This is a genomic window from Micromonospora sp. NPDC000121 (assembly GCF_042899165.1).
Lineage (GTDB): Bacteria > Actinomycetota > Actinomycetes > Mycobacteriales > Micromonosporaceae > Micromonospora.
The window spans coordinates 783,045-809,060 of the sequence record NZ_JBIAZP010000002.1 but is presented as its reverse complement, the minus strand read 5'-3'; the positions used below and the strand labels follow the sequence as shown (position 1 = coordinate 809,060).

The 26,016-nt window shown below is 72.9% G+C and carries 19 protein-coding genes; 10 read left to right on the top strand and 9 right to left on the bottom strand.

The window, feature by feature from the left end:
* Window positions 1-252 precede the first annotated feature (252 nt).
* The 3 genes from ACFY23_RS10290 to ACFY23_RS10280 all read left to right on the top strand — a co-directional run bounded on the left by ACFY23_RS10290 (window position 253) and on the right by ACFY23_RS10280 (window position 2,637).
* Window positions 253-483: a hypothetical protein gene (locus ACFY23_RS10290; RefSeq protein ID WP_350684012.1), complete on the top strand. Its 231-nt coding sequence runs from the start codon at window positions 253-255 to the stop codon at window positions 481-483.
* Window positions 484-505: 22 nt separating this feature from the next.
* Window positions 506-1,045, top strand: a complete 540-nt coding sequence (locus ACFY23_RS10285) for a PH domain-containing protein (protein ID WP_350684011.1) — start codon at window positions 506-508, stop codon at window positions 1,043-1,045.
* A 71-nt stretch (window positions 1,046-1,116) separates the two neighbouring features.
* Complete coding sequence (locus tag ACFY23_RS10280) at window positions 1,117-2,637, top strand: PH domain-containing protein (RefSeq protein WP_387037528.1); 1,521 nt, start codon at window positions 1,117-1,119, stop codon at window positions 2,635-2,637.
* A 187-nt stretch (window positions 2,638-2,824) separates the two neighbouring features.
* Here the strand turns inward: ACFY23_RS10280 and ACFY23_RS10275 are convergent, their stop codons facing one another.
* Entirely contained in the window at window positions 2,825-3,865 is a 1,041-nt protein-coding gene (locus ACFY23_RS10275) for a phosphatase PAP2 family protein (protein ID WP_350686088.1), read from the bottom strand.
* A gap of 191 nt (window positions 3,866-4,056) precedes the next feature.
* Between ACFY23_RS10275 and ACFY23_RS10270 the strand changes: the two genes are divergently transcribed.
* Together ACFY23_RS10270 and ACFY23_RS10265 are read left to right on the top strand one after the other, a co-directional pair.
* Window positions 4,057-4,461, top strand: coding sequence for a hotdog domain-containing protein (locus ACFY23_RS10270; RefSeq protein ID WP_350686087.1), 405 nt, complete (start codon window positions 4,057-4,059; stop codon window positions 4,459-4,461).
* The gene (locus tag ACFY23_RS10265) at window positions 4,458-5,288 is read left to right on the top strand and encodes an MBL fold metallo-hydrolase (protein WP_350686086.1); all 831 of its coding nucleotides are present in this window, start codon (window positions 4,458-4,460) and stop codon (window positions 5,286-5,288) included. Before ACFY23_RS10270 ends, ACFY23_RS10265 begins: the two co-directional genes overlap by 4 nt.
* Window positions 5,289-5,360: 72 nt before the next feature.
* Here the strand turns inward: ACFY23_RS10265 and ACFY23_RS10260 are convergent, their stop codons facing one another.
* Both ACFY23_RS10260 and asnB read right to left on the bottom strand, forming a co-directional pair.
* Window positions 5,361-6,296 carry a PfkB family carbohydrate kinase gene (locus ACFY23_RS10260; RefSeq protein WP_350686084.1) on the bottom strand — a complete coding sequence of 312 codons (936 nt, stop codon included), beginning with the start codon at window positions 6,294-6,296 and terminating at the stop codon, window positions 5,361-5,363.
* Window positions 6,297-6,620: 324 nt separating this feature from the next.
* A complete protein-coding gene (asnB, locus tag ACFY23_RS10255) occupies window positions 6,621-8,582 on the bottom strand; it encodes an asparagine synthase (glutamine-hydrolyzing) (RefSeq protein ID WP_350686083.1) in 1,962 nt (653 codons plus the stop codon).
* Between the two features lie 212 nt (window positions 8,583-8,794).
* On the opposite strand from asnB, the gene ACFY23_RS10250 reads away from it, so the two are divergent.
* Entirely contained in the window at window positions 8,795-10,276 is a 1,482-nt protein-coding gene (locus tag ACFY23_RS10250) for an aminopeptidase P family protein (RefSeq protein ID WP_350686081.1), read from the top strand.
* A 649-nt stretch (window positions 10,277-10,925) separates the two neighbouring features.
* The gene (locus ACFY23_RS10245) at window positions 10,926-12,560 is read left to right on the top strand and encodes a hypothetical protein (RefSeq protein ID WP_350686079.1); all 1,635 of its coding nucleotides are present in this window, start codon (window positions 10,926-10,928) and stop codon (window positions 12,558-12,560) included.
* Window positions 12,561-12,671: 111 nt separating this feature from the next.
* Here ACFY23_RS10245 and pulA read toward each other — a convergent pair whose 3' ends face one another.
* The 4 genes from pulA to ACFY23_RS10225 all read right to left on the bottom strand — a co-directional run bounded on the left by pulA (window position 12,672) and on the right by ACFY23_RS10225 (window position 20,204).
* Window positions 12,672-18,173: a pullulanase-type alpha-1,6-glucosidase gene (pulA, locus tag ACFY23_RS10240; protein WP_350686282.1), complete on the bottom strand. Its 5,502-nt coding sequence runs from the start codon at window positions 18,171-18,173 to the stop codon at window positions 12,672-12,674.
* 147 nt (window positions 18,174-18,320) lie between these two features.
* Window positions 18,321-19,016 (bottom strand): cellulose-binding protein, encoded by a 696-nt coding sequence (locus ACFY23_RS10235; protein ID WP_350819591.1) that lies wholly within the window; start codon window positions 19,014-19,016, stop codon window positions 18,321-18,323.
* A gap of 92 nt (window positions 19,017-19,108) precedes the next feature.
* Window positions 19,109-19,498, bottom strand: coding sequence for a hypothetical protein (locus ACFY23_RS10230; RefSeq protein ID WP_350686285.1), 390 nt, complete (start codon window positions 19,496-19,498; stop codon window positions 19,109-19,111).
* A gap of 37 nt (window positions 19,499-19,535) precedes the next feature.
* Window positions 19,536-20,204 (bottom strand): hypothetical protein, encoded by a 669-nt coding sequence (locus ACFY23_RS10225; RefSeq protein WP_350686286.1) that lies wholly within the window; start codon window positions 20,202-20,204, stop codon window positions 19,536-19,538.
* 19 nt (window positions 20,205-20,223) lie between these two features.
* Between ACFY23_RS10225 and ACFY23_RS10220 the strand changes: the two genes are divergently transcribed.
* Window positions 20,224-20,406 (top strand): hypothetical protein, encoded by a 183-nt coding sequence (locus tag ACFY23_RS10220; protein ID WP_350686289.1) that lies wholly within the window; start codon window positions 20,224-20,226, stop codon window positions 20,404-20,406.
* Window positions 20,407-20,554: 148 nt separating this feature from the next.
* On the opposite strand, the gene ACFY23_RS10215 is transcribed toward ACFY23_RS10220, so the two are convergent.
* The gene (locus tag ACFY23_RS10215; RefSeq protein WP_350686287.1) at window positions 20,555-20,971 is read right to left on the bottom strand and encodes an ArsC/Spx/MgsR family protein; all 417 of its coding nucleotides are present in this window, start codon (window positions 20,969-20,971) and stop codon (window positions 20,555-20,557) included.
* Window positions 20,972-21,746: 775 nt separating this feature from the next.
* On the opposite strand from ACFY23_RS10215, the gene ACFY23_RS10210 reads away from it, so the two are divergent.
* The gene (locus ACFY23_RS10210) at window positions 21,747-22,403 is read left to right on the top strand and encodes a C39 family peptidase (protein WP_387037481.1); all 657 of its coding nucleotides are present in this window, start codon (window positions 21,747-21,749) and stop codon (window positions 22,401-22,403) included.
* Window positions 22,404-22,542: 139 nt separating this feature from the next.
* On the opposite strand, the gene ACFY23_RS10205 is transcribed toward ACFY23_RS10210, so the two are convergent.
* Entirely contained in the window at window positions 22,543-22,899 is a 357-nt protein-coding gene (locus tag ACFY23_RS10205) for a VOC family protein (protein ID WP_350686952.1), read from the bottom strand.
* Window positions 22,900-23,059: 160 nt separating this feature from the next.
* Here ACFY23_RS10205 and ACFY23_RS10200 point away from each other — a divergent pair, with 160 nt between their 5' ends.
* On the top strand, window positions 23,060-25,915 hold the full coding sequence (locus ACFY23_RS10200) for an aconitate hydratase (RefSeq protein WP_350686951.1): 2,856 nt from the start codon (window positions 23,060-23,062) through the stop codon (window positions 25,913-25,915).
* Window positions 25,916-26,016 lie beyond the last annotated feature (101 nt).

The window sequence follows — 26,016 nt, the reverse complement described above, 5'->3', positions numbered from 1 at the left end:
GTGCGGCGTGGTGCGTATCAAGACTCGCATGCCCGGCTGAGTGCCGAGGTGGGGAGAACCCGATTATCGCCGCGCCGTCCCGGGACGCCGGATCGCCGGCCCCGCCACACCGTCCCACGTCGCGGAATCGCCGTTCACGGGTGGACAGGGACGGCCCCGGCGTGTGTACGATTCACCCCGTCGCCGGGCGGCTCCCCCCGTGGCCGCCCGGCGCTCAATCTTCGGCCCTCCCGCCGCCCTAGACTGGGCGGGATGAGCGATCCCCTCCCCGCCGACGAGCCGCTGATCTGTTCGTCCCGCGGCTGCCGTGTCCCCGCCCGGTGGGCGCTGCGGTGGAACAATCCCCGGCTGCACGACACCGACCGGCGCAAGACCTGGCTGGCCTGCGCCGACCACCGCTCCTCCCTCGGCGACTTTCTCGACGCCCGCGGGTTCCTGCGGGAGGTCGTACCGGTGGTCGGATCGCCTACGCTCGAAGGGTGAGCGCGCACAACGGATCTCCTCGGTGAACGGTGACGGATTCGCCGGCCCGCCGCCGGCACCGCCCCGCCCGCCGGCGGGCCCCCTGGAGCCGTGGCCGGACACCGTCCGCTGGCAGCCGATCTCGCCCGACCTGATCTGGGTGGAGCTGCTCCGGCTCGCGATGGTGCTGGTCGTCGTCCTGCTCGGGCTGGGCGTCGGCTGGGCGTTCAGCGGGGCCTGGCCGTTCGGCGCGGCGGGCGGTGTCGTGCTGCTGCTGGGCGCCCTGCGGGTCGTGGCCATCGTCCGGGCCGTACGGGCCTGGGGGTACGCCGAACGGGAGGACGACCTGCTGGTCCGGCACGGCCTGCTGGTGCGGCGGCTCTCCATCGTGCCGTACTCGCGGATGCAGTTCGTGGACGTCAGCGCCGGGCCGCTGGAGCGGGCGTTCAACCTGGCCACCGTCCAGCTGCACACGGCCGCGGCGGCCAGCGACGCCCGGGTGCCGGGGCTGCGCCCGGCGGAGGCGTCCCGGCTGCGCGACCGGCTCACCGCGCTCGGCGAGGACCGGGCGGAGGGCCTGTGAGCGACCCGGCCGGCCGCGCGACGGACCGGACCGAGCCGCCCGGGATGGAGCCCGGCCTCCGCCCGGCGACGATGCCGCCCGCCGCCCAGGGCCCTCCCGCGGCACCCGGACCGGCGCCGTACGGCCCGCACCCGCCCTCCGGCCCCGCGCCGGACATCCCGCACGAACTCGCGGGCCCCACGGGCAGGCCGGGCACGGCGCCCGACGCCCCGCCGCCCGGCCCGGCGGCACCTCCTCCGGTCGTCCCGGCCGTGCCGGGGGGTGCGGCGCCGGAGCACGCCGAGCCCCGGCAGCGGCTGCACCCGCTCAGCCCCGCGCTGCACGGGGCCAAGTCGCTGTTCGTGGTGATCGCCGGCCTGTCCTGGTCGACCCTCTCCCGGGTCGGCTTCGGCTGGTTCGCCCTCATGGCGGTCGTGCTGGCGCTGGGCGCCACCGTGCTGGCGGTCGTCAGCTGGTACTACACCGGCTACCACGTGGTCGGCCGCGAACTTCGGGTGCACGAGGGGCTCATCTGGCGGCGCACCCGGGCGATCCCGCTGGAGCGGCTCCAGGCCGTCGAGGTGGTCCGCCCGCTGCTCGCCCAGCTCACCGGCCTGGCCGAGCTGCGGCTGGAGGTGGTCGGCGGCGGCAAGACCGAGGCGCCGCTGGCATACCTGAGCGTCGCCGACGCGACCGCCCTGCGTCGGCGGCTGCTCACCCTGGCCAAGCGGGCGGCGGCCGGCGGGACCGCGCCGGCGCCGGCCGGTACGGCGGCGGCCCCGGCGGAGACGCCCGCGCCGCCCGGCCGGCCGCTGCACACCGTCGCGAACAGGGACCTGCTGGTCAGCCAACTACTGACCCCGCAGGCGTTCATGATCCCGTTCGGCGTGGCGTTCGTGGTCGCGCAGTTCCTCTCCGAGGAGTCGTGGTCGTTCATCGCGGTGGCGAGCACCCTGACCGCCATGGCCGGCGTGCTGCTGCAACCGGTGCGCCGGGTGCTCGACGAGTGGAACTTCCGGCTCGCCCGGGACGAGGGCACGCTGCGCATCCGCAACGGGCTGCTGGAGACCCGCGCCCAGACCGTCCCGCTGGACCGGGTGCAGACCGTCGGGGTGACCTGGCCGCTGCTGTGGCGGGTCAAGGGCTGGCTCCGGCTGCGCCTCGAGGTGGCCGGCTACTCCGCCGGCGAGAGCGACGACCGCAACCGGCCGGACCGCCTGCTCCCCGTTGGCGACCTGCCGACCGGCGAGGCGATCGTGGCCGAGGTGATGCCCGGGGTGCGCCTGAGCACGCTGCCGTTGACCCCGCCGCCGACGCGGGCCCGCTGGCTCAACCCGCTGAGCCGGCGCGTGCTCGGCGCCGGCCTCGACGCCCGGGTCTTCGCGGTGCGGTCCGGCCTGCTCACGCGGCAGGTGGCGCTCGTGCCGTACGCCCGGATCCAGAGCGTGCGGGTGGTGCAGGGGCCGGCGCAGCGGCGGCTGCGGCTGGCGACGGTGCACGCCGACACGGCCGGCGGCGCCGGCGCGGCCGCGCGGGACCGGGACCTGGCCGAGGCGTGGGCCCTGGCGGCGGAGCTGACGGCCCGGGCGCGCGCCGCCCGGCGGGCCGGCTGACCGCTTCCCGCATCGGCGCTCAGCCACCCGGCCGACCCGCTGACCGGGTCGCGGCCCGGCGGCCTACGCGGCCCGAGGTCACCCGCCCGGCCGACCGGCACGCACGGGTCGCGGCCCGGCGGCTGCGCGGCCCGTGGTCGCCCGGCCGACCGGCACGCGCAGATCGCGACCGCCGCGGGGCGGGCGCTCAGCGCGTCGCCGACACCGCCGGCGGCTCGGCGGAGGCTGGCGGCTCGGTCGGCTCGGTCGGCTCGGGGGCGGCCTCCGCCCCGGCCTGGCGGGCCCGGCGGGCCGCCCACCAGCGTTCCGCCAGGCCGACCACCAGGAAGGTCATCCCGACGTACGCCCAGCCGACCAGCACGTCGATGACGTAGTGCTCGCCGCTGTAGACCAGGGTGAAGGTCATCGCCAGCGGGTACGCCAGCAGCAGCGGCCACCAGCGGCGGCGGGTCTGCCGGAGGAAGAACAGCACCACGAACAGGGCGAACGCGGTGTGCAGCGACGGCATGGCGGCCACCGGGTTGGAGGCGATCTGCCCGGCGTTGAGCAGGTTGCCGGCGCCGTGCATGCCGAACGCCTTCCAGCCCCGCGTGGAGATCCGCGCGACCTCCTCCAGCAGCCCGTTCTGCGCCGCCCACCAGGGCGGGGCCGCCGGGTAGAGGAAGTAGGTGACCAGGCCGGTGGCGCACAGGAAGCCCCAGCGACGCATGAACGCCGCCCAGCGCCCCCGGTCGCGCAGCCAGAGCACCGCCGCGGCGGCCAGCGCCACCACGAAGTGCGAGAAGTAGACCCAGCTCACCAGGACGTCCCACCAGTGCACCTCGGGCCGGTAGAGGTGCTGCTGGAGCCAGACCGTCGGCACCTCGCCGCCGGTCGCCCAGCCGAACATGACCCGGTCGGCGACGATCAGCTCGTACGCGTGCGGCGTCGCGCCGTTGTCGGCGAAGCCCCGGGAGAGGTTGTAGACGGCGAGCAGCAGCACCACCGGCACCCAGTCGCGGGCGAAGCGCAGGTGGCTGCGCCACGGCCGGCTGCTGTTCCAGGCGACCGTCGCCGCCCAGATCCAGAGGAACGCGTACGCCGGGTCGGTCGGCAGGCCGATGCCGAGCCAGCCGGCGACGAAGGCGACCCCCCACACGGTCATCGCGACCACGCGACGGCGTCCGCCGTCGGGCGAGGCGGGCGGGCCGGTCCGGGCGGGGGGCTGGGGGTCGGTCGCGACAGACATCGCGGTCAAGGTTAACGGCGGGGGCGGCATCCACCGACGCCGACCACCCGCGGCGTCGTCAGGGGCGCGACGCCGGCCGACGGTGGTGCGCGGCGCGCGGACCTTCGACCGGCGCTCCCCTCGGACCCGGTGCGCCGTCGGGGCGGCACGGAGGCCCGCCGGCCGCGGCCCGCCTCGTCTAGGCTTTGGCCATGCAGGAGCAGCCGGAGCCGGCCCTGACGCCGGGCCTGACCGCCCGGGTGGAGCTGACGGTCACCGACACCGACACCGCCCAGGCGGTGGGCTCCGGGGACGTGCCGGTGCTGGGCACGCCCCGGGTGCTCGCCCTCGCCGAGGCGGCCACGGTGGCGGCCACCGCCGCCCGGATGCCCAGCGGCTCGACGACGGTCGGCACCCGCGTGGAGCTCGACCACCGCGCGGCCACGCCGGTGGGGCGGACGGTGGTGGCGCAGGCCCGGCTGGCCGCGGTCGAGGGGCGGCGGCTGCACTTCGAGGTGAGCGTGCGCGACGGCGACGAGACGGTCGCCGAGGGCCGGGTGGAGCGGGTGCTGGTCGACCGGCAGCGCTTCGTGGACCGCGCGGCCGGGTCGTCGTGACCGGCCGCTTCGTGCGGGTCGCCGACGGGGTGCACGTGCTGCGCGAGCCGCTGCTGCACGTCAACGTCACGCTGGTCGTCGGCGACGGCGCCGCGCTGCTGGTCGACACGCTCTCCACCGCGGGGCAGGCCGCCGAGCTGGCCGCCGCCGCCCGGGCGGTCACCCCCCACCCGTGGACGGTGGTGAACACCCACCACCACTTCGACCACTGCTTCGGCAACGCCACGCTCGCCGCCGACCCACCCCGCCCGGTGTACGCGCACGAGGTGGCCGCCGAGGCGATGCGCGAGGAGGCGGACCGGCTGCGCCGGGAGGCGTACGCGGAGATGCGCGACGAGCACCCCGCGCTGGCCGAGGAGCTGGCCGGCACCGCGCTGCTGGCGCCGACGCACACCGTCCACGGCGAGACCGTGCTCGACGTGGGTGGCCGGCGGGTGGTGCTGCGCCACCCCGGTCGCGGGCACACCGCCGGTGACCTGGTGGTGCACGTGCCGGACGCCGACGTGCTGGTCGCCGGTGACCTGGTGGAGCAGAGCGGGCCGCCCGCCTTCGAGGAGTCCTACCCGTTGCAGTGGCCGGACACGGTGGCCGAGTTGCTCCGGATGACCACCCCGACCACCGTCGTCGTGCCGGGGCACGGCGACCCGGTGGACGCCGCGTTCGTCCGCGCGCAGCACGAGCAGCTCGTCGAGCTGGCCTGGCTCATCCGCGCCGGGCACACCGGCAGCGCCCCGCCCGAGCGCGTCGCGGCCGAGGCGCCCTTCGGCGCCCGGCCCGCCCTGCACGCCGCCCGCCGCGGCTACGCCGAACTCGACGGCACCGCCTGACGCGACCTTCCCGGGCCAGATCCGGCCGGCGGGCCCGGTCAGCGGGCGGGCCAGGTCCGGCCGGCGGGCCGGTCAGCGGGCGAACCGGTCGAGGACCTCGGCGCGGGTGGGCATGGCGGTCGCGCCCCCGGGCGACTCGCAGACCAGGCCGGCGACCCGCAGCGCGAAGGCCACCCGCTCGTGCCAGTCCGCCGGGGCGGCGGGCTCGCCGCCGACCAGCAGGTCCGCGACGAGCGCGCCCATCACCGCGTCACCGGCGCCGGTGGCGTCCACCGCGTCGACCTTCGGGGCGGGCACGCGTACCGGATCGGCACCGGCCGCGGCGACCACCGCGCCGGCGGCGCCCAGGGTGACCACGGCGGTCCCGGCGCCCAGCTCCCGCAGGTACGCCGCCACCCCCTCCTCCGGCTCGCCGGGGTAGAGCAGCTTGGCGTCGGCGGCGCTCAGCTTGACCAGGTGGGCGCCGGCGGCGAACTCGGCCACCACCTCCCGCAGCCCGGCCAGCGCCGCCGGCCCGTCGAGCAGCCGGTGGCGCACGTTGGGGTCGAAGACCCGCAGCCCGGAGGCCAGCGCCCAGGCCCGGCGCGCCGCGGCCAGCACCGGCGGCTGGAGCAGCACGATCGAGCCGCAGTAGAGCACGTCGGCGCCCGCGAGCAGGTCGGCGTCCAGGTCGTCGGGGCCGAGCAGGCCGTAGGAGGGCGGCTGGCCGTAGAACCGGAAGTCGGGCTCCGGGCCGGCGAAGGTGGCCACCGCCAGCGCGGTCGGGACGGGGACGGTGACCGCGCCGGCCAGGCCCACGCCGACGCCGCTCAGGAAGTCGCGGATCCGCCCGGCCAGGACGTCGTCGCCGAGCGACCCGACGAACTGCACCGCGCCGCCGAGCCGGGCGACGGCGACGGCCACGTTGAGCGGCCCACCGCCGATGGCCTGCCGGTAGACCGGCGCCCCGTCGCACTCGGTGTCGAGCAGGTCGACCAGTGCCTCGCCGAGCACCACCGCGTATCCCATCTCCGGCCTCCGTCCGCACCCGCGCCGACCGCGTTTCGTCGCACCAGGCTGGCACAGTACGCGCCATTACGAGCGCGGAAGCCACCGTATTGGCCTACTGGACGGCGTGCGAGGCGAGGGGCTGGGACAGGTTCGGTGGCCTGCTCGCCGAGCGCGACTGACCTTCAACCCGGCCACCGCACCACCGGCAGCAACCCCTCCCCGGCACCGGGTCGGCCCCTCGGAAACGATCAAGAGGTTTGCGTCCTCCGGGAGCACTTCCGGGGACGCAAACCTCTTGATCGACGGGGCGACCCTGGGCCGGGTCGCCCGAGGCGGCCGGGGTCAGCGGACCATGGAGCCGACCACGGGCTTGGTGAGCAGGGCGGACTGGTTGCGCTGGATGCCCGGGTCGAGGGTCTTGGCGACGAAGATCGCGTGCCAGACGCAGAAGATCAGCACCGTCCACACCTTGCGGGAGTGGTCGGCCTCCTCCCGCTTGTGCTCCTCCAGCAGCCGCATCGCGTACGACAGGTCGATCAGCTCGCCCGCGCCGGAGTTGGACAGCACCCAGCGGGCCCACTCGTACATCTCGCCGCGCAGCCAGACCCGGGTGGGGGTCGGGAAGCCGAGCTTCTTGCGGTTGACGATGGCCGGCGGCACCACGCCCTGGAGGGCCTGGCGCATCGCGTACTTGGTGGCGTCGGAGCGCGGCGGCAGCTTGAGGTCGACCGGGATCCGCGACGCCACGTCGAAGACCTCCCGGTCCAGGAACGGCACCCGCACCTCCAGCGAGTGGGCCATCGAGATCCGGTCGGCCTTGACGAGGATGTCGCCGCGCAGCCAGGTGTAGAGGTCGACGTACTGCATCTTGGTCACGTCGTCGAGCTCGGTGCACTCGGCGTAGATGGGCGCGGTGACGTCGGTGTAGCGGACCGACGGGTCGTAGCGGCGCAGCAGGTGCTGCTTCTCCTCCTCGGTGAACATCCGGGCGTTGCCGTAGTAGCGCTGCTCGATCGGCGTGGTGCCGCGCTCCAGGAAGCTCTTGCCCTTGACGCCCTGCGGGATCGCCTTGGAGACGGCCCGCAGCCCCTTCTGCACCCCGCCGGGCAGCCCGTTGACCGAACTCAACGACAGCGGCTCGCGGTAGATGGTGTAGCCGCCGAAGAACTCGTCGGCGCCCTCGCCGGAGAGCACCACCGTGACGTGCTCGGCGGCCTTCTTGGCCACGAAGTAGAGAGGCACCAGCGCCGGGTCGGCCACCGGGTCGTCCAGGTGCCAGACGATCTTCGGCAGCGCCTCGATCATGTCCTGCGGCCCGATCTTCGTCGGGATGGTGGTCACGTCGAGGTGCCGGGCCGACTCCTGGGCGACGTCGATCTCCGAATAGCCCGGGACGTCGTAGCCGACGGTGAAGGTGAGGATGTTCGGGTTGAACTCGCGGGCCAGGGCCACCACGGCGGTCGAGTCGATGCCGCTGGAGAGGAACGAGCCGACCGGCACGTCGGAGCGCATGTGCATCCGGACGCTCTCCCGCAGCGTCTCCCGGATCTCGTGGTAGAGCCGCTGCTCGTCGTCGACCGGGGTGGGCCGGAACACCGGCCGGTACCATCGCCGCACGTCGATCCGCCCGCCCGGGGTCCAGGTGAGGTACTCGCCCGAGCCGATCCGGTTGATCCCCTTGTGCAGGGTGCCGGGCTCGGGCACGTACTGCAGCGTCAGGTAGTGGCTGAGGTTCGCCGTGTCGATGCCGGCGTCGCCCTGGTAGTTGGAGTGCGCGAAGGGCAGCAGCGCCTTCTTCTCGGAGGCGAGGTAGAGGCCGTCGGCGGTCTCCAGGTAGTGCATCGGCTTGATGCCGAAGTAGTCCCGGCCGCCGAACGCGCGCCGCTCCTGCCGGTCCCAGATGACGAAGGCGAACATGCCCCGCAGCCGGGTGAGCACCTGCTCGCCCCAGTAGTGGTAACCGGCGACGATCACCTCGCCGTCACCGGCGGTGGCGAACTGGGCGCCGAAGTTCCGGATCAGCTCCTCGCGCAGCTCGATGTAGTTGTAGATCTCGCCGTTGAACGTGAGCAGGTAGCGCCCGCCCGCGTAGGGCAACGGCTCGTGGCTGGAGGCCACGTCGATGATCGCCAGCCGCTTGTGCGCGAACACCCCGTCCGCGTACCGGCCGGAGGCGTCGCCGACCACCTCGACACCGGTCTCGTCCGGTCCGCGGTGGTGCAGGCATTCCAACGCCCCGGCGATGTTGTCGCGGTGGGCGGCGGCGTCGCCGCGCGCGCTGAAGAAGGCCAGGAGTCCGCACATGGTGGTCATCTTTCCACGCGTCCCGAGCGGGCGTCGCGGCACCGCAGGCTCTGTCGCGCTCCAGGCGGGCGGGTCGGCGGTGGTGGGGCAGGCCGGCGCACGGGCCGACCTGCGGCCTCGGCCGCCCGCGGGGCGTGGGGCGTACCGGGACGGCCGGGCCGGCACGGCGCGGGGTACCGTCAGGACCAGCAACGACGCGGAGGGAGCGGAGCATGACCGAGGAACGCACCGACAACAAGCCGGCGGACGGCACCGAGTCCCACGACCCGGAGTTCCCGGAGGCGTTCCTGACGTTCATGCGGCAGGGCTGGCGCGACACCACGCTGCCGATCGGCCCGCGGCCGGAGGTGCCGAACTACGCCAAGCGCCGCGCCGCGCTCTCGGCGGCCTTCCCCGGCGAGACCCTGGTCATCCCGACCGGCGGCGAGAAGGTACGCGCCAACGACACCGCCTACCCGTTCCGGCCGGGCAGCGACTTCGTCTACCTGACGGGCGACCACGATCCGGACAGCGTGCTCGTGCTGCGGCCGAACGGGTCCGGCCACGACGCGACGCTGTACATGCGCCCCCGGTCGTCCCGGCAGAACGACGAGTTCTTCCGCAGCCGGCACGGCGAGCTGTGGGTCGGCCGGCGGCACACGCTGACGGAGAAGTCGACCGAGCTGGGCCTGCCGACCGCCGACCTGACCGAGCTGGACGCGGCGCTGGCCGACCTGGCGCCGGGTCGTACCCGGGTGCTGCGCGGCTTCGACGCGCGGGTGGACGCGGCCGTGCGCCCGTACGACGGCCCCCGCGCGGAGGGTCAGCCGGCGCGCGACTGGGAGCTGGCGGTCACGATCGCGGAGCACAAGCTGGTCAAGGACGAGTGGGAGATCGCCCAGCTCCAGGACGCGATCGACGCCACTGTGCGGGGCTTCGAGGACGTGGCCCGGGTGCTGCCGGCGGACCGGGGCGTCTCCGAGCGCCTGTTGGAGGGGGTCTTCGCCCTGCGCGCCCGGCACGACGGCAACGACGTCGGCTACGGCTCGATCGTCGGCGCCGGGGAGCACGCGACGATCCTGCACTGGGTGCACAACAACGGCACCACCCGCCCGGGTGAGCTGCTGCTGATGGACATGGGCGTGGAGAACCGCAACCTCTACACGGCCGACGTGACGCGGGTGCTGCCGGTCAACGGCCGGTTCACCCCGCTGCAGCGCCAGGTCTACGACGTCGTGCACACCGCGCAGCAGGCCGGCATCGACGTGATCAAGCCGGGGGTGCGGTTCCGCGACGTGCACCTGACCTGCATGCGGGCCCTCACCGAGGGGCTGGCCGACCTGGGCCTGCTGCCGGTGAGCGTGGACGAGGCGATGGACGAGAAGTCGACGATCTACCGGCGCTGGACGCTGCACGGTTTCGGCCACATGCTCGGCATCGACGTGCACGACTGCTCCGACGCCCGCAAGGAGAAGTACCGGGACGGCGTCCTGGGCGAGGGCTACGTGCTCACCGTCGAGCCGGGGCTCTACTTCCAGCCGGAGGACGAACTGGTTCCCGAGGAGCTGCGCGGCATCGGCGTGCGGATCGAGGACGACATCCTGGTCACCGCCACCGGCGCGGTGAACCTCTCCGCCGGGCTGCCGCGCCGGGCCGACGAGGTGGAGACCTGGCTGGCCGAGCAGCGCGAGGCGGGGCCGCGCCTGCCGGGCTGATCCGAGCGTACGACCACACGACGGGCCCCGCCCGCCGGCACGCGACGTCCGACGTCGTGGTTCCGGAGGCGGGGCCCGTCGGTCTTTGCCCTGCTCAGAGCCCATGTCGCCCGGCCACCCGGTTGCCCCCGTTCCTGCCGGATCCACGGCGAATGTGGGCCTTTTTCGGATACGTCCCTGTCACGAGGATCCTTCTCATACGGTGGTCGTCGGAGGCTGCAGCCCCGTTTGCGGCTGGCCGCTCCGCCAGGGCAGCCCGGTCGTCCGGGACCGCTGTTTCGGCTGAACACCGGGAAGCACCACCACACAGAGAGGGCTCCTCCGCGCCGCCCGAGCGGTCCGGAGGAGCCCTCGGCATCCGCCCACGCCCTCCGTGACCGTTCCGCGCGGATCAAAGCGGTCTGCGTCGACTACGTACCGTAGCCAGGCGGTACACCTACCGGTGCCGCTGCGGCTGATCGACCCGCCCGGGCCGTCCGCACCGCGGACAAGGGACCCGTACCGAATGTGGGGTTCTTTCGGATATGCCTTCGAGGTGAGGAACATTCTCATACTGTCTGGTTCGGGAGCTACAACCGATTTGTAGCAGGGGACGCTCGCCTGTGGCGCCGCGACCCTGTCTGGTACGAGGAGAGGGCAGAGAGCTCCGATGTCCAACTACCTATCGAACAACGACTCCGAGCGGCCGGCGGCGCAGAAGCGTCGCCGCAAGCTCTGGCTCGCCAGCGGTGTGGCCGGGTTGACCGGCGTGGTCAGCATTGCCGCCGTGGGTGTGGCCACCGGCGCCGGCGCCGTCGGCGCGGACGCCCTGAACTGGTCCACCGCTCAGGTCTCCAAGGACGGCGACCAGGGCCGCGAGGGCGAGGAGCGCCGCGAGGGCAAGGAGGACCGGGACCGGCACGACAAGGACCGGGACCACAAGGACCGTGGGAAGGAGGTGCCCTGCGACTCCGACAAGCTGATCCAGGCGATCATTTCCGCCAACAACAACCACGGCGGCGAGTTCAATCTCGCCAAGAACTGCACCTACAAGCTGACCCGGTCGGACAAGCACGGCAACGGCCTGCCGGTGATCAAGGAGAAGATCACGCTCAAGGGTCACGACACCAAGATCGAACGGGACGCCACCGCCGAGCAGTTCCGGATCTTCAACGTCGGCAGCGGCGGCGACCTGACGCTCAAGGGCCTGACCATCAAGAACGGCCAGACCGTGGAGCGCAAGAAGGAGCCGGGGTTGACGCCGGAGGCGGTGTGGTCGCGCTACGCCAACTCCGTCGAGGCGACCGCCGCGGCCCAGGCCGGCAAGCCGTACCTCCAGCTGCTCCAGGCCGCGCCGAAGGGCGCAGCGGCGGCGAACGCCAACCCGGGGCCCGGCACCAACGCCGCCGCGGAGACGCACAAGAAGGATGGCACGCACGACGGGGCCGGCATCCTGGTGCGGCCCGGCGGCAAGGCCCACCTCGAGAAGACGCACGTCGTGGGCAACCAGTCGGGCGGCAACGGTGGCGGCATCGCCAACTACGGCAAGACCAGCCTGCGCCACACGACCGTCGAGGACAACACCGCCTTCTTCTTCGGCGGTGGCATCTTCAACGCCGGGCTGCTCAGGGTCGAAGAGTCCAAGGTGACGCACAACCAGGCCATCATCGGCGGCGGCGGCATCGCCAACGGCGCTCCGGGCCTGCTGCGGCGCCACGACATCGACGGCGGCACCGTCTGGGTCCACAAGAGCGAGATCAGCCGCAACGAGACGCTCGGCTTCGGCGGCGGCCTGCTCGACGTCGGGGGCGACACCAGCGTCAGCTACTCCAAGATCACCGACAACTTCGCCGGGGTCGCGGGGGGCGGTGTCGCGGCGGCTGAGAGCCGGGTCGACCTGGAGCACGTCCTGGTCGCCAAGAACACCACCGTCGGCGTGGGCGGGGGCCTCGCGTTCGCCTTCGGCACCCACGCCACGGTCGAGAAGAGCGAGATCAAGGAGAACGTCGCCGGGTTCTTCGGTGGCGGCCTGTTCAACCTGTTGAGCGAGGCCACGTTCCGCGACAGCGAGATCGTCGGGAACCGGGCCGTCGGGCCGATCGGCATCGGCGGTGGCATCTTCAACGTGCTCGGCAAGGTCAACCTGCACGACACCAAGGTGGCGAACAACTTCTCCACGCTGAAGCCGGGCGGGGTGTTCAACTTCCTCGGCAAGGTCAACGTGGACGACAAGTCCGCCATCACGGGCAACAAGCCGACGAACTGCAAGGGCAGCCCGTCGCCGGTGGAGAACTGCTTCGGCTGATCACCTTCCGGGTCACGTGCGGCCGGCGCCACCGGCACCGGCCGCACGGATCGGGCGAACAGGAACCGGCCCCCTCCCGCACCGCGGGAGGGGGCCGGTTCGCGTCGCGCGTCAGCTCTGCACGAACACCGCCACGCTGCGGGCCGGCACGGTGAACGTGCCGCTCGCCCGGTCGAACGAGGCCGTGCGGAGCGCCTCGTCCGCCGAGGTCCGCAGCACCGGGTGCAGCGCCACGTCCGCCCCACGCAGCCCGGTCAGCTGCTGCTTCGCCGTCTCGGGGGTGGCGTTGAAGACCACCGTGACCGACTTCCAGCGCCCGTCGAGGCCGCGGCCGTCCAGCGTCATCGTGAGCACACCGGGCGTCTCGGCCGTGCCGGAGAGCGGGAAGGCGACCCGCTTCTGCACCTGCTCCGCCGTGGTCAGGCCGAAGACCGGCGAGGAGGCGCGGATCTTCAGCAGCTCGGCGTACCGGGCGTCGGTCATGGTGATCGCCGCGCAGTCCGGGACCAGGGCCGGATCGGCCAGCAGCGGCTTGGCGTACGACCACTTGTCCTGGTTGTCCTGCGCGGGCGGCAGGCCGGCGCCGAACCCGTTGCCCTGGGCGCAGTCCCAGCGGATCTGGTTGAACCAGTCACCGGAGTTGTAGGAGTTGCGGTCCAGCGACTTCGAGCGCAGCCGCTCGGTGCCGGTGGTGACGAACCCGGTGCCCTGCCCCATCACCACGGTGCTCAGCGCCAGCACCTGCATCCGGGCCCGGTCCGCCGCCGGGGTGTCCTGCGGCAGCTTGTACGCCAGCGCGTCGTACAGGATCTCGTTGTCGTGCGCGTCGACGTAGGTGACCGCCTCCCCCGGCGCGGCGGTGTAACCGGCGGGCGAGCCGTTGTAGTTGACCTGGGCGCCGGTGACCTGCCGGCCGGCGGAGTCGGTGAACCGGTAGCCGCGCAGGTTGCCGGTGAGCCCCACCTTGATCAGGTCGTGCTGGTGCAGCAGGCGGGCCTTCTGCTCGGCCGCGGACCCGTTCACCGGATCACCGTTGGGGTCGGTGAACAGGCCGGAGGCGAAGCCCTGCACCCGCGGGTTGGCGTCGAACGGCCCGCCGCCGCGCACCGCGTCGCGGAGCCGGTCGTTGAAGGTGCCGATCCCGGTGCCGGCCATGTTGGCCTGGGTGGCCTGCTCGAACCGGGCGTCGCCGGCGACCTCGCCGAAGTCCCAGCCCTCGCCGTAGAGCAGGATCTTCTTCCCGTCCACGCCGTCGCGGGCCACGGTCAGCTCGTCGAGCGCCTCGCGCACGGCCAGGATGTTCGCCTTCGGGTGGTGGCCCATCAGGTCGAAGCGGAAGCCGTCCACCTTGTACGCCCTGGCCCAGGTGACCAGCGAGTCCACCACGAGCTTGCCCATCATGGCGTGCTCGGGCGCGGTGTTGGCGCAGCAGGTCGAGTTGGCGACGCTGCCGTCCTCCAGGAGCCGGTGGTAGTAGCCGGGCACGACCTGGTCCAGCACCGACTTCGGGTCGGCGCCCGCCGCCGAGGTGTGGTTGTAGACGACGTCCATCACCACGCGCAGCCCGGCGCCGTTGACCCCGGCCACCATCTGCCGGAACTCGGTGGTGCGCCTCGCCCCGGCCGGGTCGACGGCGTAGCCGCCCTCCGGCACGGTGTAGTGCAGCGGGTCGTACCCCCAGTTGTAGCCGTCGGTGTCGGCCACGGCCGCGACGCACTTCTGCTGTTCCTCGGAGTCCGGCGGCAGCGCGGCCAGGTCGCAGGCGGGCTGGCGCTGGTCGGCGCGGCGCTCGGGGATGGTCGCGAAGTCGAACGCGGGCAGCAGGTGCAGGTGCGTCACCCCGGCGTCGCCGAGCGCCTTGAGGTGCGTCATGCCGGCGGTACGCGGGTCGGTGAAGGCGAGGTAGGTGCCCCGCCGCTCGGCCGGCACGGTGGTGTCGGCGACGGAGAAGTCCCGTACGGACAGCTCGGAGATCTGCACCTTCGTCGACGGCACGGCCGCCGGCTTGCGCAGGGTCGCCCAGCCGGCCGGCGCGAGCGCCGGGTCGGCCAGGTCCACGATCTGGCTGTGCGTGGAGTTCGGCGCCAGCGCCAGCGAGTACGGGTCGGTCACCGCGGCGGTGGCCATCTGCTGCGTCGCGGGCTGCCACGCCTGCACCTGGTAGCGGTAGTACTTGCCATACCAGTCCCGGCCGCCGCGCACCGACCAGACGCCGGTGCGGTCGTCGCGGCGCATCGCCACCGCCTTCGGCTGCCCGGTCGGCGAGTCGAAGAGCTGGAGCGACACCTGCCGCGCCGTCGGCGCCCACACCGCGAGCGTCGGCACCCTGCCGGCGAAGGTCGGCCCGAGCTTCGCGTCGGTGGCCCTCGCGTAGACGTCGTCGAGCACGCCGGGGATCTGCACGCCGGTCGCGGCGAGCAGGGTGCCCTCCGCGTCCCGCTCGGTCACCAGGAGCTGCCCGCGCAGGGCCGCGGGGACCTTGGCCAGGTCCCGCCGGTCCAGGGTGAAGCTCCGGTACGCCCACAGGTGCGGGAAGGCCGCGCGCTGGGCCTCGGTGAGCCCGTTGCGCTGCGCCGCCAGCGGCAGCGTGGTGTACGTGCCGGCCAGCTCGCCGTCGGCGACGGTGACCCCGCCGGCCGGGGCGGTGACCAGGGCGTACGTCCTGCCGTCGGTGGGCCCGGTCTGCCAGGCGACGGTCGAGCGGTCGATCCAGTGCGCCTTCTGCTTGGTGATGTCGACGTCCCTGGCGGCGCCGGACGCGGTGGACGGCAGCAGCCGCCCGGGCGTGCCGGCGAGCAGCCACACCTCGCGGCCGGCGGTGGCGAAGTCGAGCCGCTGGTCCTCCGGCAGGTCCTTCTCGTCGCCCCTGTGAATGATGTAGCTCAGGCCGGTGGCCCCGGCTGCGAGGGGCACCCGGAACACCGCGCCGAAGGCGTCGACGCTGGTGGGTGCCATCGGCTTGGCCCAGTCGGTCGGGTTGGCGGCGCCGTCCCAGAGGTGCAGGCCCCAGCCGTCGTAGTTGCCGTCGGCGCGGCGGTAGTGGATGACGGCGGTGCCGTCCTCGACGGGCGGGTCGGGTTCGCCGGTGGCGGCCTGCCGGGTCGGGTAGATCGTCGGGTCGCCCTGCTTGAGCCAGATCTCGCCGGTCTGCGTCACGTCGATGGTGCGGTCCTGGCCGACGTCCTTGTCGCCGGACTTGTCGACCACCAGGAAGCCGACCGACTTCGCGCCCGGCTTCAGCTTCACCCAGGCGAACCGGCCGTAGGAGTCCTCGCCGGCGAACGGCTGTCCCTTGGGCCACTCCGTGGCGTACGCGGGGTCGATGTCGCCCCAGGCGTACAGGCCCCAGTCGTCGTAGCCGCCGGCCGGGCGCTGGTAGTGCACCACCGCCCAGTCCCGCGAGGCGGACTGGGCCGGGGTGCCGACGGTGGCCGTGGAGCGGGCCGCCGCGGTCCGCCCCTTGCCGTCGCGCACGACGGCCTTGTACTCGACGGCCGTGCCGCCGGCCAGCCCGGTCAGGTCGTGGTGGACGGTGTACGGGGCCCGGTCGGCGCTGCCGAGCAGGGTCCACTTCCCGCCGGCCACGCGGGCGGCGACGGTGACGGTGGCCAGCGGGTCGCCGGTGACCTGGGCGGTGACGGCGGCCTTCGCGGCGACGGGCTCGCCGGGCGCCGGGGCGGTGATCGTGATCTGCGGCGCGGCGTCGGGCAGCGCGATCGGCGCGCCGGCGCGGTGCACCACCGCCGACAGCGGCGGCACGGTCAGGGTGAGCTTGCCGTCGGCGGCGGCGACCGGGGCGGCCGAGGCGCCGTAGACGCCGGTGAAGGTGGCGCCGGCCGACCAGGTGTCCACGGTGACGGTCTGCGCGGTCGCGGCGTTGTTCACCGCGACGACGTACTCGGTGCGCTGCTTCGGGTCGATCCGGGAGAAGGCGAAGACGCCGGGGCCGTCGGCGGCGTACCGGGTCACCTGGACGCCGTCGCGCAGGGCCGGGTGCGCCTGGCGCAGCGCACCCAGCTCGGCGATGGCCCGGTAGAGCGGGTGCGTCGGGTCGAACTGGTCGACCGCGTGCGTCCGGTCGGTGCCGAGCAGGTCGTCGTCGAGGTAGTCCGGCGTGCGGGAGGCGAACATGTCCTGCCGGGCGTCCTTGTCGCCGCCGGGGCCGGTGAAGCCCTGTTCGTCGCCGGAGTAGACCACCGGCTGGCCGCGGGTGAGGAACATCAGCTCGTGGGCGAGCCGGTCGCGGCGCAGGTGGGTGGCCGGGTCGGTGCCGCCGCCCGCGATGAACGAGCCGATCCGGCCCATGTCGTGGTTGCCGAGGAAGGTGGTCAGCCGGCGCGCGTCGGTGTCGCGGGAGCGGTAGAGGTCGTCGCGGGCGTACACGTCGGCGAGCGCCTTGGCGGAGCCGTCGCCGGCGGTGTAGCCGCGCGCCGCGTCCTGGAAGGCGAAATCGAGGGTGGCCGGCAGGCCGCCGCGCCGCACGTACGTCGAGGTGATCTCCGGGTCGGCGCTGTAGACCTCGCCGAACATGAAGAAGTCCGGCTTGCCCGCGCGGTCCGCGGCGCGCTCGATGCCCTGGCTGAACTGCGGCCAGAAGTCGAGGTTGGCGTGCTTGACGGTGTCCAGCCGGAAGCCGTCGACGCCGGTGGACTCCACCCACTCGGAGTAGACCTTCGTGAGCCCGCGCACCACCTCGGGACGCTCGGTCCACAGGTCATCGAGACCGAAGAAGTCGCCGTACTCGCTGTTCTCCCCGGCGAAGGTGGAGTCGCCCCGGTTGTGGTACATCGTCGGGTCGTTCAGCCACGCCGGGACCTTGACCTTCGCGTCGGCCGGGGTGTCGAACGTCGGGGTGTACGGGAACGACGTGGTGTCGACCTTCGGGAAGTCCCGGCTGCCGTCGGCGTAGTTGCGATCCTCGAAGGCCCGCCCCTGCGCGTCGGTGTAGGGGGAGGTCGCCTTGTCCACGTAGGTGTACTTGTCCTCGGCGTACTTGATGACGTCGGCGGTGTGGTTGACGATGACGTCGAGGTAGACCTTGATCCCGCGCTGGTGGGCGAGCCTCACCAGCCGCTTCAGGTCGTCCTTCGTGCCGAAGTGCGGGTCGACCTGGGTGAAGTCGGTGATCCAGTAACCGTGGTAGCCGGCCGAGACGTCGGACCCGGTGCCCTGCACGGGACGGTTCTTGAAGATCGGGGCGAGCCAGATGGCCGTCGTGCCCAGCCCCTCGATGTAGTCGAGCCGGTCCATGACGCCCTTGAGGTCGCCGCCGTGGTAGAAGCCCTTGTCCTCGGGGTCCAGACCGGTGGAGAGCCGGTCCCCGGTCAGGCCGCCGGCGTCGTTGCGCCGGTCGCCGTTGGCGAACCGGTCCGGCAGGACGAAGTAGAACTGCTCGGCACGGGCCTGGTTGCCGCCGGCCTCCAGCAGCGCCTGGGCCGAGGGCTCGGCGCGCCACTGGGTGGCGCCGGCCGCGGCGAGGGGGCCGGTGCCGTCGGTGGCGTCCGCGGCGTCGGCGCCGAGCTGGTGTACGGCGACCGGGGTGCCCACGAGGGTGAGGGTGAGCAGGGAGACGAGGGCGAGCAGGGCCTTGCGCGGTATCGGCGGGGGTTTCATCGACGGCCTTCCTCTGGTCGCTGATTGGCCCGCACGCTAGCTCTTGCCGAAACATTCTGCAATACCTTGCAAACAGAGTCGCAACAAAGCAGTGGGCTTGCAAAAGCAGGGCCCGGCGCGAGCGCCGGGCCCTGCGAACGTGATGGCCTACAGCCCGCGGCAGGCGACGCCGTCGACGGTGCAGCTCTCCGGGCGGCTGTCCGCACGCTCGACGTAGAACCGCAGTGCCACCGACGCTCCCCCGGGCAGGTCCTGGCCGCTGCGGTAGGTGAAGCCGTCGTCGGTCCGGGTGGCCGTCCCCTGTGGCCCGTCCTCCAGCCACACGTTGGCCAGCCGCCCGCCCGGAAAGGCCAGCCGGGCCGTCCACGCCCGGCCTTCCGGGGAGGCGTTGCTGACCAGCACCTCCCCGACGAACCCGCCGCGGAACTCGTCCACCACCCGGTACCGCCCGCTCACCGGCGGTGCGGTCGGCGGCGGCAGCACCAGCACCGCGTCGTCGTCCCCGCCAGGGGTCGGGGACGGCGTGCGGCTGGACCGTGCCGGCGTGGGCCGGTCCGGAGTGGACCGGCTGGTGGCATGGGCGGACGGAGTGGGTGACGGCCGCCGCGACGGCGACGTGGCCGTGGCCGTTGCCGGGACGCTCGGCGAGGGTCGCGGATCGGGCAGGGCAAGGGTCGGCTCGGGCGGCTCGGGCTGCGCGTCGTACGCGGGGCCGCGCCCCCGGTAGGCGCCGAGCGCGACGACCAACAGCACCACCATCACCCCGACGCCGACGGACACGACGATCCAGGGCGAGGACGCGATGACGGCCGTGCCGTAGGACTTGCTCGATGCTCGGCGCATGCCGGACATGCCCTCCTCCAGCGGTGTCCGGGGAAGCGTAGCGGCCGGCGGCAAGAAGGTGGGGGCCGGAACGTGCCGGCGGACGGGACGGGTCAGGCGGTGCGCAGGACCGTGCAGATGACCGGACCGTCGTCGGTGGCGCGCAGCAGGTAGCGGTAGCGCTCGCCCGGGACCGCCCGGCCCTGGCTGTCCAGGAACTCCCACTCGACGGCCACCATCGTCAGCAGCGCCGACATCGGCTGCACGTCCTCGATGGCCGCGTGCGCGGCGACCAGCTCGCGTTCCTGGTAGTCGGGGGCGGCGCCCACGAAGGACAGTGCCACCGCCGCCGGGGAGGTGAACGAGAAGCTGTACGTGTCGGCGACCACCAGCCCCGGCAGGGCGTAACAGCCGGCGATGGCGGGCAGGTCGCCGCTGGTCAGCGCCACGCCGTACCGGTCGAAGAAGTCGGTCAGCGTGTCGAGATCGGTGGAAGCTCTCACGGGGACAGCAATTGCCTGTCGGCCACCGGGCCAAACCTCAGCGCGGCGGGATGCGTACCTCGATCTCGACGCCGAGCCGGGCGTCGCCGGCCAGGCCGAGGTCGTCGCCGCTCCAGAACCGGCCCGGGTCGTACCAGTTCGGACGCCGTCCGGCGGGGAGCAGCCCCATCGCCTCGTAGGTCACCGCGACGACCTCCGCGCAGTACGCCGTCTCCAGCGCGCGGTCGCGCACCGACGCCCCGGAGCGGTCCCGACCCCGCCCGGGCAGCGCCGGCATCCGCATCGTCGGCACCCGGCCACGCACCCAGCGCCAGGCGAGCTGGGCGGTGGACGGGAACGGCGTGCCGTCGAGCCGGGCGACGGTGCGCAGCACCGCGTTCTCCATCTCCGCGTCGGCCGGCGGGTCGAGCTGGCGCAGCCAGGCGCGCTGGCCGTACCGGTTGGCCCAGACGCAGACCGCGTCCCGCAGGTCGTGCAGCTGCACGCCGCGCTGGTGGGTGCCGGACCACATGTCGGGCAGCGACCTGCCCAGCTCCGCGTGCCACATCAGGGGCGGCATGTCGTCCAGCACCACCGCCATGCCGACGTGGTTGACCGGGCTGTTGGTGGTCAACTGGATGGCCCGGTCCGGCACGCTTCGGCCCCGGAACACCCACACGTCGCCGGTGCGGGTCAGCTCCACTGCCTCGTCCAGGCTGATGCTCATGGGGGTCTACCCTAGGCCGATGCGGCAACGGATGCGGTGGTGGAAGGTGCTCGGGCTCGCGGGTCTCGCCGGCGTCGCGGCGTCCGGCGTGGTGATCGCGCGGGCGGAACGGCGACGCCGGGCGTACACCCCGGAGGAGATCCGGGCCCGGCTGCGCGACCGGCACGCGGCGGCGACGGCGCCCACCGACGACGCGCGCTGACGCCAGCGCGGTCAGTCCTCGTCGTGGTGGTTGCGATCCCAGCGACCGCCGACCGGCCGGCCGTTGTTGCGGATGCGGTTGTTCACCACCATCGCGTCGGTCATCGGCCAGTCGATCCGACGGCTACGGGCGGAAACGCGTCACCGGTTCACCCGTTCGTCGGGCGAGGAGGGCCCGGCTCCGCGCCACCACCGGCCGTCACGCCGCTGCGGCGCACCGCCTCCGCCACCGCCTCCGGGGTACGACCCACGAGCGCGCTCCCGTCGTCGAGCAGCAGCAGGGGCCGCTGGATCAGCTCCGGGGCGGCGACCATCGCGTCGATCCAGCGCGACTCGGATGCCTCGTCCCGCGGCCAGTCGGCCATGCCCAGGGCGACCGCGGCGGGCTCCTGCGTCCGGCAGACGTCCCAGGGGCGCGCGCCGAGCCTGCGCAGCACCTCGGTCAGCTCCGCCGCGCTCGGCGGCCGGTCCAGGTACGGGCGCACCCCGTACCCCACACCGGCCTCGTCCAGCGCGGACCGGGCGGCGGCGCACTTCGAGCAGGACGGGTTGTTCCAGATCTCCATGCCGTCATGGTCGCAGCCGTCCCGTTTCCGGCCCGCGGCGGCCAGGTGGGGGGCGCGTCCGGCCGCCCGCGTGCGTATGTGCCACACCCCGTTCGACCTGCGCCTCGGCTCGGTCAATGAGCCACATCTGGTCCCCTGTCGAGCTGATGTCGTAAACGAATCACGGCAACATCGACCCTCGGGCCGGCCGGCGCGTCTCCGGAGTCCCGGCATCACCGCGGGTCTGGACAGTCGGACGATGTCGCGAACGACTCAGCTCGACAGCGGCAACGTGGATCGTCTCCCGGCCCGCACCCGCACCCCGGTCAGGCCCGGACGGCCGCACGATGTCGCAAACGATCCGGATGATGTCGCAAACGATTCAGCTCGACAGGGCGCCCGGATGATTCCCCGACCCCCGGCCGCTGGATACGTGGTGCTGGACAGCAGGTGAGGGCATCTATGGGGCGGGTGTCCGGTTCGTCGGGTGTGCATGCCCTGACCTGAGGTTCGTGTCCGATTTATGGTTAATTGCGGTGGCGGGGGTCACCGCCCGGCGGGCATGGGCCGGGGGCACGGGGCGTTGTATACGTCGTGAGCGCGTGACCCCCGGGCCGTCTCGACAGCTCGGGACGACGGTCGGAATGCCGGCCGGGCCCCGCGTCGTTACATCCCCCCGGGACGCGCCCCCAAGCGCGGGCGCACCCCTTCTGGTCTTCGACCTTTCCTTATCCGTGGCCACCCACCCCCCTTTTTCGGTGTGCCGCGTACCCCCGATCGAGAGGTGCATACGATCATGCGTACCGATCTGATCCGTAAGACCGCCCTGACCGCTGCCGGCCTCGCCTTCACCGGCGGCGCCATCGCCGGCCCCGTCACCGCCACGTACGCGGCCCCCGTCGACAGCAAGCCCGCCACCGTCACCCAGGACCGTGACCGTAAGGGCGGACAGAAGGAACTCGACGTCGCCTACGAGGCCCAGCCGAACTTCTACTACTGCGGCCCCGCCGCCACCCGCAACGCCCTGAGCGTGCAGGGCAAGGACATCAACGTCGACGCCATGGCCAAGCAGATGGGCACCACCGAGGCCGGCACCGACTCCATCAACGACATCACCCCCGTCCTGAACAAGGAAACCGGCAAGAACGCCTACCACAGCGTCGAGATCAGCCAGGCCAGGGCCGACGACAAGCAGACCACCAAGCTGCGCACCGACGTCGTCAAGGCCGTCGACGACGGCCGCGCCCCGGTGGCCAACATCGCCGGCACCGCCACCGACACCGACGGCGGCGTCCACTCCTTCGAGGGCGGGCACTACATCAGCGTCGTCGGCTACCGCGACAACGGCGAGACGGTGAAGATCGCCGACTCCGCCGACCCGGCCCAGGCCTCCTACTGGATCACCACCGAGGCCCTCGCCGACTGGATCGCCACCCGCGGCTACGCCGCCTGATCCAGGCAACACACAACCGAACACCAACGACAAGGGCCGGCCCCCAAACGGGGGCCGGCCCTGTCGTCATGCCCGCAGCCGCACGCGACGCAGCGTCCCAGGCGGCCGGCTCGCCGGGCAGGCCAGGCCCGCGCCGAGTTCAGTCGAGCGGGGCGAGGAACTCCAGGCGGTTGCCGTGCACGTCGTGGGAGTGGAACCGGCGCATCCCGGGCAGCTCGTCGTCGCCCCAGGTGATCGGGTAGCCGGCGGCGGCCAGCCGGTCGGCGAGCGCGTCGAGGTCGGGCCGGAGCAGGCCGGGATGGGCCTTGCGGGCGGGGCGGAAGTCGCCCTCGACACCCAGGTGCAGTTCGGCGCCGTGCCCGGTGAACCAGCAGCCACCACGGGCCGCCAGCGCCGGGGGCTTGGGCCGCTCCGTCATGCCGAGCACCCCCACGTAGAAGGCGCGGGACGCGTCCTCGGAGCCGCGTGGGCAGGCGAGCTGGACGTGATGGATCATGGTGGTACCTCCTCGTCCCGAACGATGGCACGAGGTTGCGGAGTTAGCAAGACGGACGTACGGTTTTGTTGACGACGAGAATCGGCGGTAAGTGTCCCCTAACCACGGCGGCACCCCGACCGGTGCGACAGACTGCTCAGGACTACTCACGGTCGCTGGTGTGAAGGAGTACGACGTGGCGAGCCTCGACACCTTCGGTGCGAAGACCCAGCTACGCGTCGGAGACGCGAGCTACGAGATTTTCAAGATCAGCAAGGTGGAGGGCCACGAGCGGCTCCCCTACAGCCTGAAGATCCTCCTGGAGAACCTGCTCCGGACCGAGGACGGCGCGAACATCACCGCCGACCACATCCGGCAGCTCGGCGGCTGGGACCCCACCGCCGACCCGAGCGTGGAGATCCAGTTCACCCCGGCGCGGGTGCTCATGCAGGACTTCACCGGCGTGCCCTGCGTGGTCGACCTGGCCACCATGCGCGAGGCCGTCCGCGACCTCGGCGGCGACGCCACCAAGGTCAACCCGCTCGCCCCGGCCGAGCTGGTCATCGACCACTCGGTCATCGCCGACCTGTTCGGCCGCGAGGACGCCTTCCAGCGCAACGTCGAGCTGGAGTACGAGCGCAACAAGGAGCGCTACCAGTTCCTGCGCTGGGGCCAGACCGCGTTCAACGAGTTCAAGGTCGTCCCGCCGGGCACCGGCATCGTGCACCAGGTCAACATCGAGTACCTGGCCCGTACGATCATGGAGCGCAACGGCCAGGCGTACCCGGACACCGTGGTCGGCACCGACTCGCACACCACGATGGTCAACGGCCTGGGCGTGCTCGGCTGGGGCGTCGGCGGCATCGAGGCCGAGGCCGCCATGCTCGGCCAGCCGGTCAGCATGCTGATCCCGCGCGTGGTGGGCTTCAAGCTCTCCGGCGAGATGCCGGCCGGCACCACCGCCACCGACCTGGTGCTCACCATCACCGAGATGCTGCGCAAGCACGGCGTGGTGGGCAAGTTCGTCGAGTTCTACGGCCCGGGCGTGAGCGCCGTGCCGCTGGCCAACCGGGCCACCATCGGCAACATGTCGCCGGAGTACGGCTCCACCGTGGCGATCTTCCCGATCGACGGCGAGACCGTCCGCTACCTGGAGCTGACCGGCCGCGACCCGCAGCAGGTCGCGCTGGTCGAGGCGTACGCCAAGGAGCAGGGCCTCTGGCACGACCCGGACGCCGAGCCGGAGTACTCGGAGCGCCTGGAGCTCGACCTGAGCACCATCGAGCCGTCCCTGGCCGGTCCGAAGCGCCCGCAGGACCGGGTGCCGCTGGGCAGCGCCAAGACGCTGTTCCGCTCGGCGCTGACCGACTACGTGGCCGCCGACGAGACCGGCGGCGACCGGAGCCGCGCCGCCGGCGTACCGCAGCAGGAGAAGCCGTTCGGGGTCGTGGGCCACGCCGACGAGGCGAGCGCCGAGTCCTTCCCGGCCAGCGACTCCCCCGCCAACGGGGTCAGCGACCCGGCCGACGCCCCGCGCGACCTGGAGACGGCCGCGGTCGGCGCGGGCGGGCGTGCCAGCAACCCGATCCGGGTCACGGGCGCCGACGGCACCGAGTTCGAGCTGGACCACGGCGCCGTGGTGATCGCCGCGATCACCTCCTGCACCAACACCTCCAACCCGCAGGTCATGATCGGTGCGGCGCTGCTGGCCCGCAACGCGGTGGAGAAGGGCCTGACCCGCAAGCCGTGGGTGAAGACCACCCTGGCCCCGGGCTCCAAGGTCGTCATGGACTACTACGAGCGGGCCGGCCTCACGCCCTACCTGGAGAAGCTCGGCTTCCACCTGGTCGGCTACGGCTGCACCACCTGCATCGGCAACTCCGGCCCGCTGCCGGAGGAGATCTCCGCCGCCGTCAACGAGGCCGACCTGGCCGTCGTCTCGGTGCTGTCCGGCAACCGGAACTTCGAGGGCCGGATCAACCCGGACGTGAAGATGAACTACCTGGCGTCCCCGCCGCTGGTGGTCGCGTACGCGCTGGCCGGCACGATGGACATCGACCTGGCCAACGAGCCGATCGGCGAGGACAGCCAGGGCAACCCGGTGTTCCTGCGCGACATCTGGCCGAACACCGCCGAGATCCAGGACGTCATCGCCTCGGCGATCGGCGCCACCGGCTTCAGCGCGGCGTACGCGGACGTGTTCGCCGGCGACGAGCGCTGGCAGTCGCTGCCCACCCCGACCGGCGACACCTTCGCCTGGGCGGGTGAGTCCACCTACGTCCGCAAGCCCCCGTACTTCGAGGGCATGGAGCGGGAGCCGAAGGCGGTCGTCGACATCACCGGCGCCCGGGTGCTGGCCAAGCTGGGCGACTCGGTGACCACCGACCACATCTCCCCGGCCGGTTCCATCAAGGCCGACTCCCCCGCCGGCAAGTACCTCGCCGAGCACGGCGTGCCGCGGCACGAGTTCAACTCGTACGGCTCCCGCCGGGGCAACCACGAGGTGATGATCCGGGGCACCTTCGCCAACATCCGGCTGCGCAACCAGCTGGTCCCCGGTGTCGAGGGCGGCTTCACGGTCAACCACCTGACCGGCGAGCAGACCTCGATCTACGACGCCTCGGTGGCCTACCAGGAGGCGGGCGTCCCGCTGGTCGTCCTGGCCGGCAAGGAGTACGGCTCCGGCTCGTCGCGGGACTGGGCGGCCAAGGGCACGATGCTGCTCGGCGTCAAGGCGGTCATCGCCGAGTCGTACGAGCGGATCCACCGCTCCAACCTCATCGGCATGGGCGTGCTCCCGCTGCAGTTCCCGGCCGGCGAGACCGCCGAGTCGCTGGGCCTGACCGGCACGGAGACGTTCACCATCACCGGGGTGACCGCGCTGAACGACGGGACGACCCCGCGCACGGTCAAGGTCGGCACCGACACCGGCGTCGAGTTCGACGCGGTGGTCCGGATCGACACCCCGGGTGAGGCGGACTACTACCGGCACGGCGGCATCCTGCAGTACGTGCTGCGCCGCATGATCGCCGGCTGACGCATCGAAAAGGGCCCCTCCCGCGCTCCGCGCGGGAGGGGCCCTTTCGCGTACCGGCTCGGCGCGGCCCCGGGCGAGGCGGCGCCGCGGCTCACCTGCCC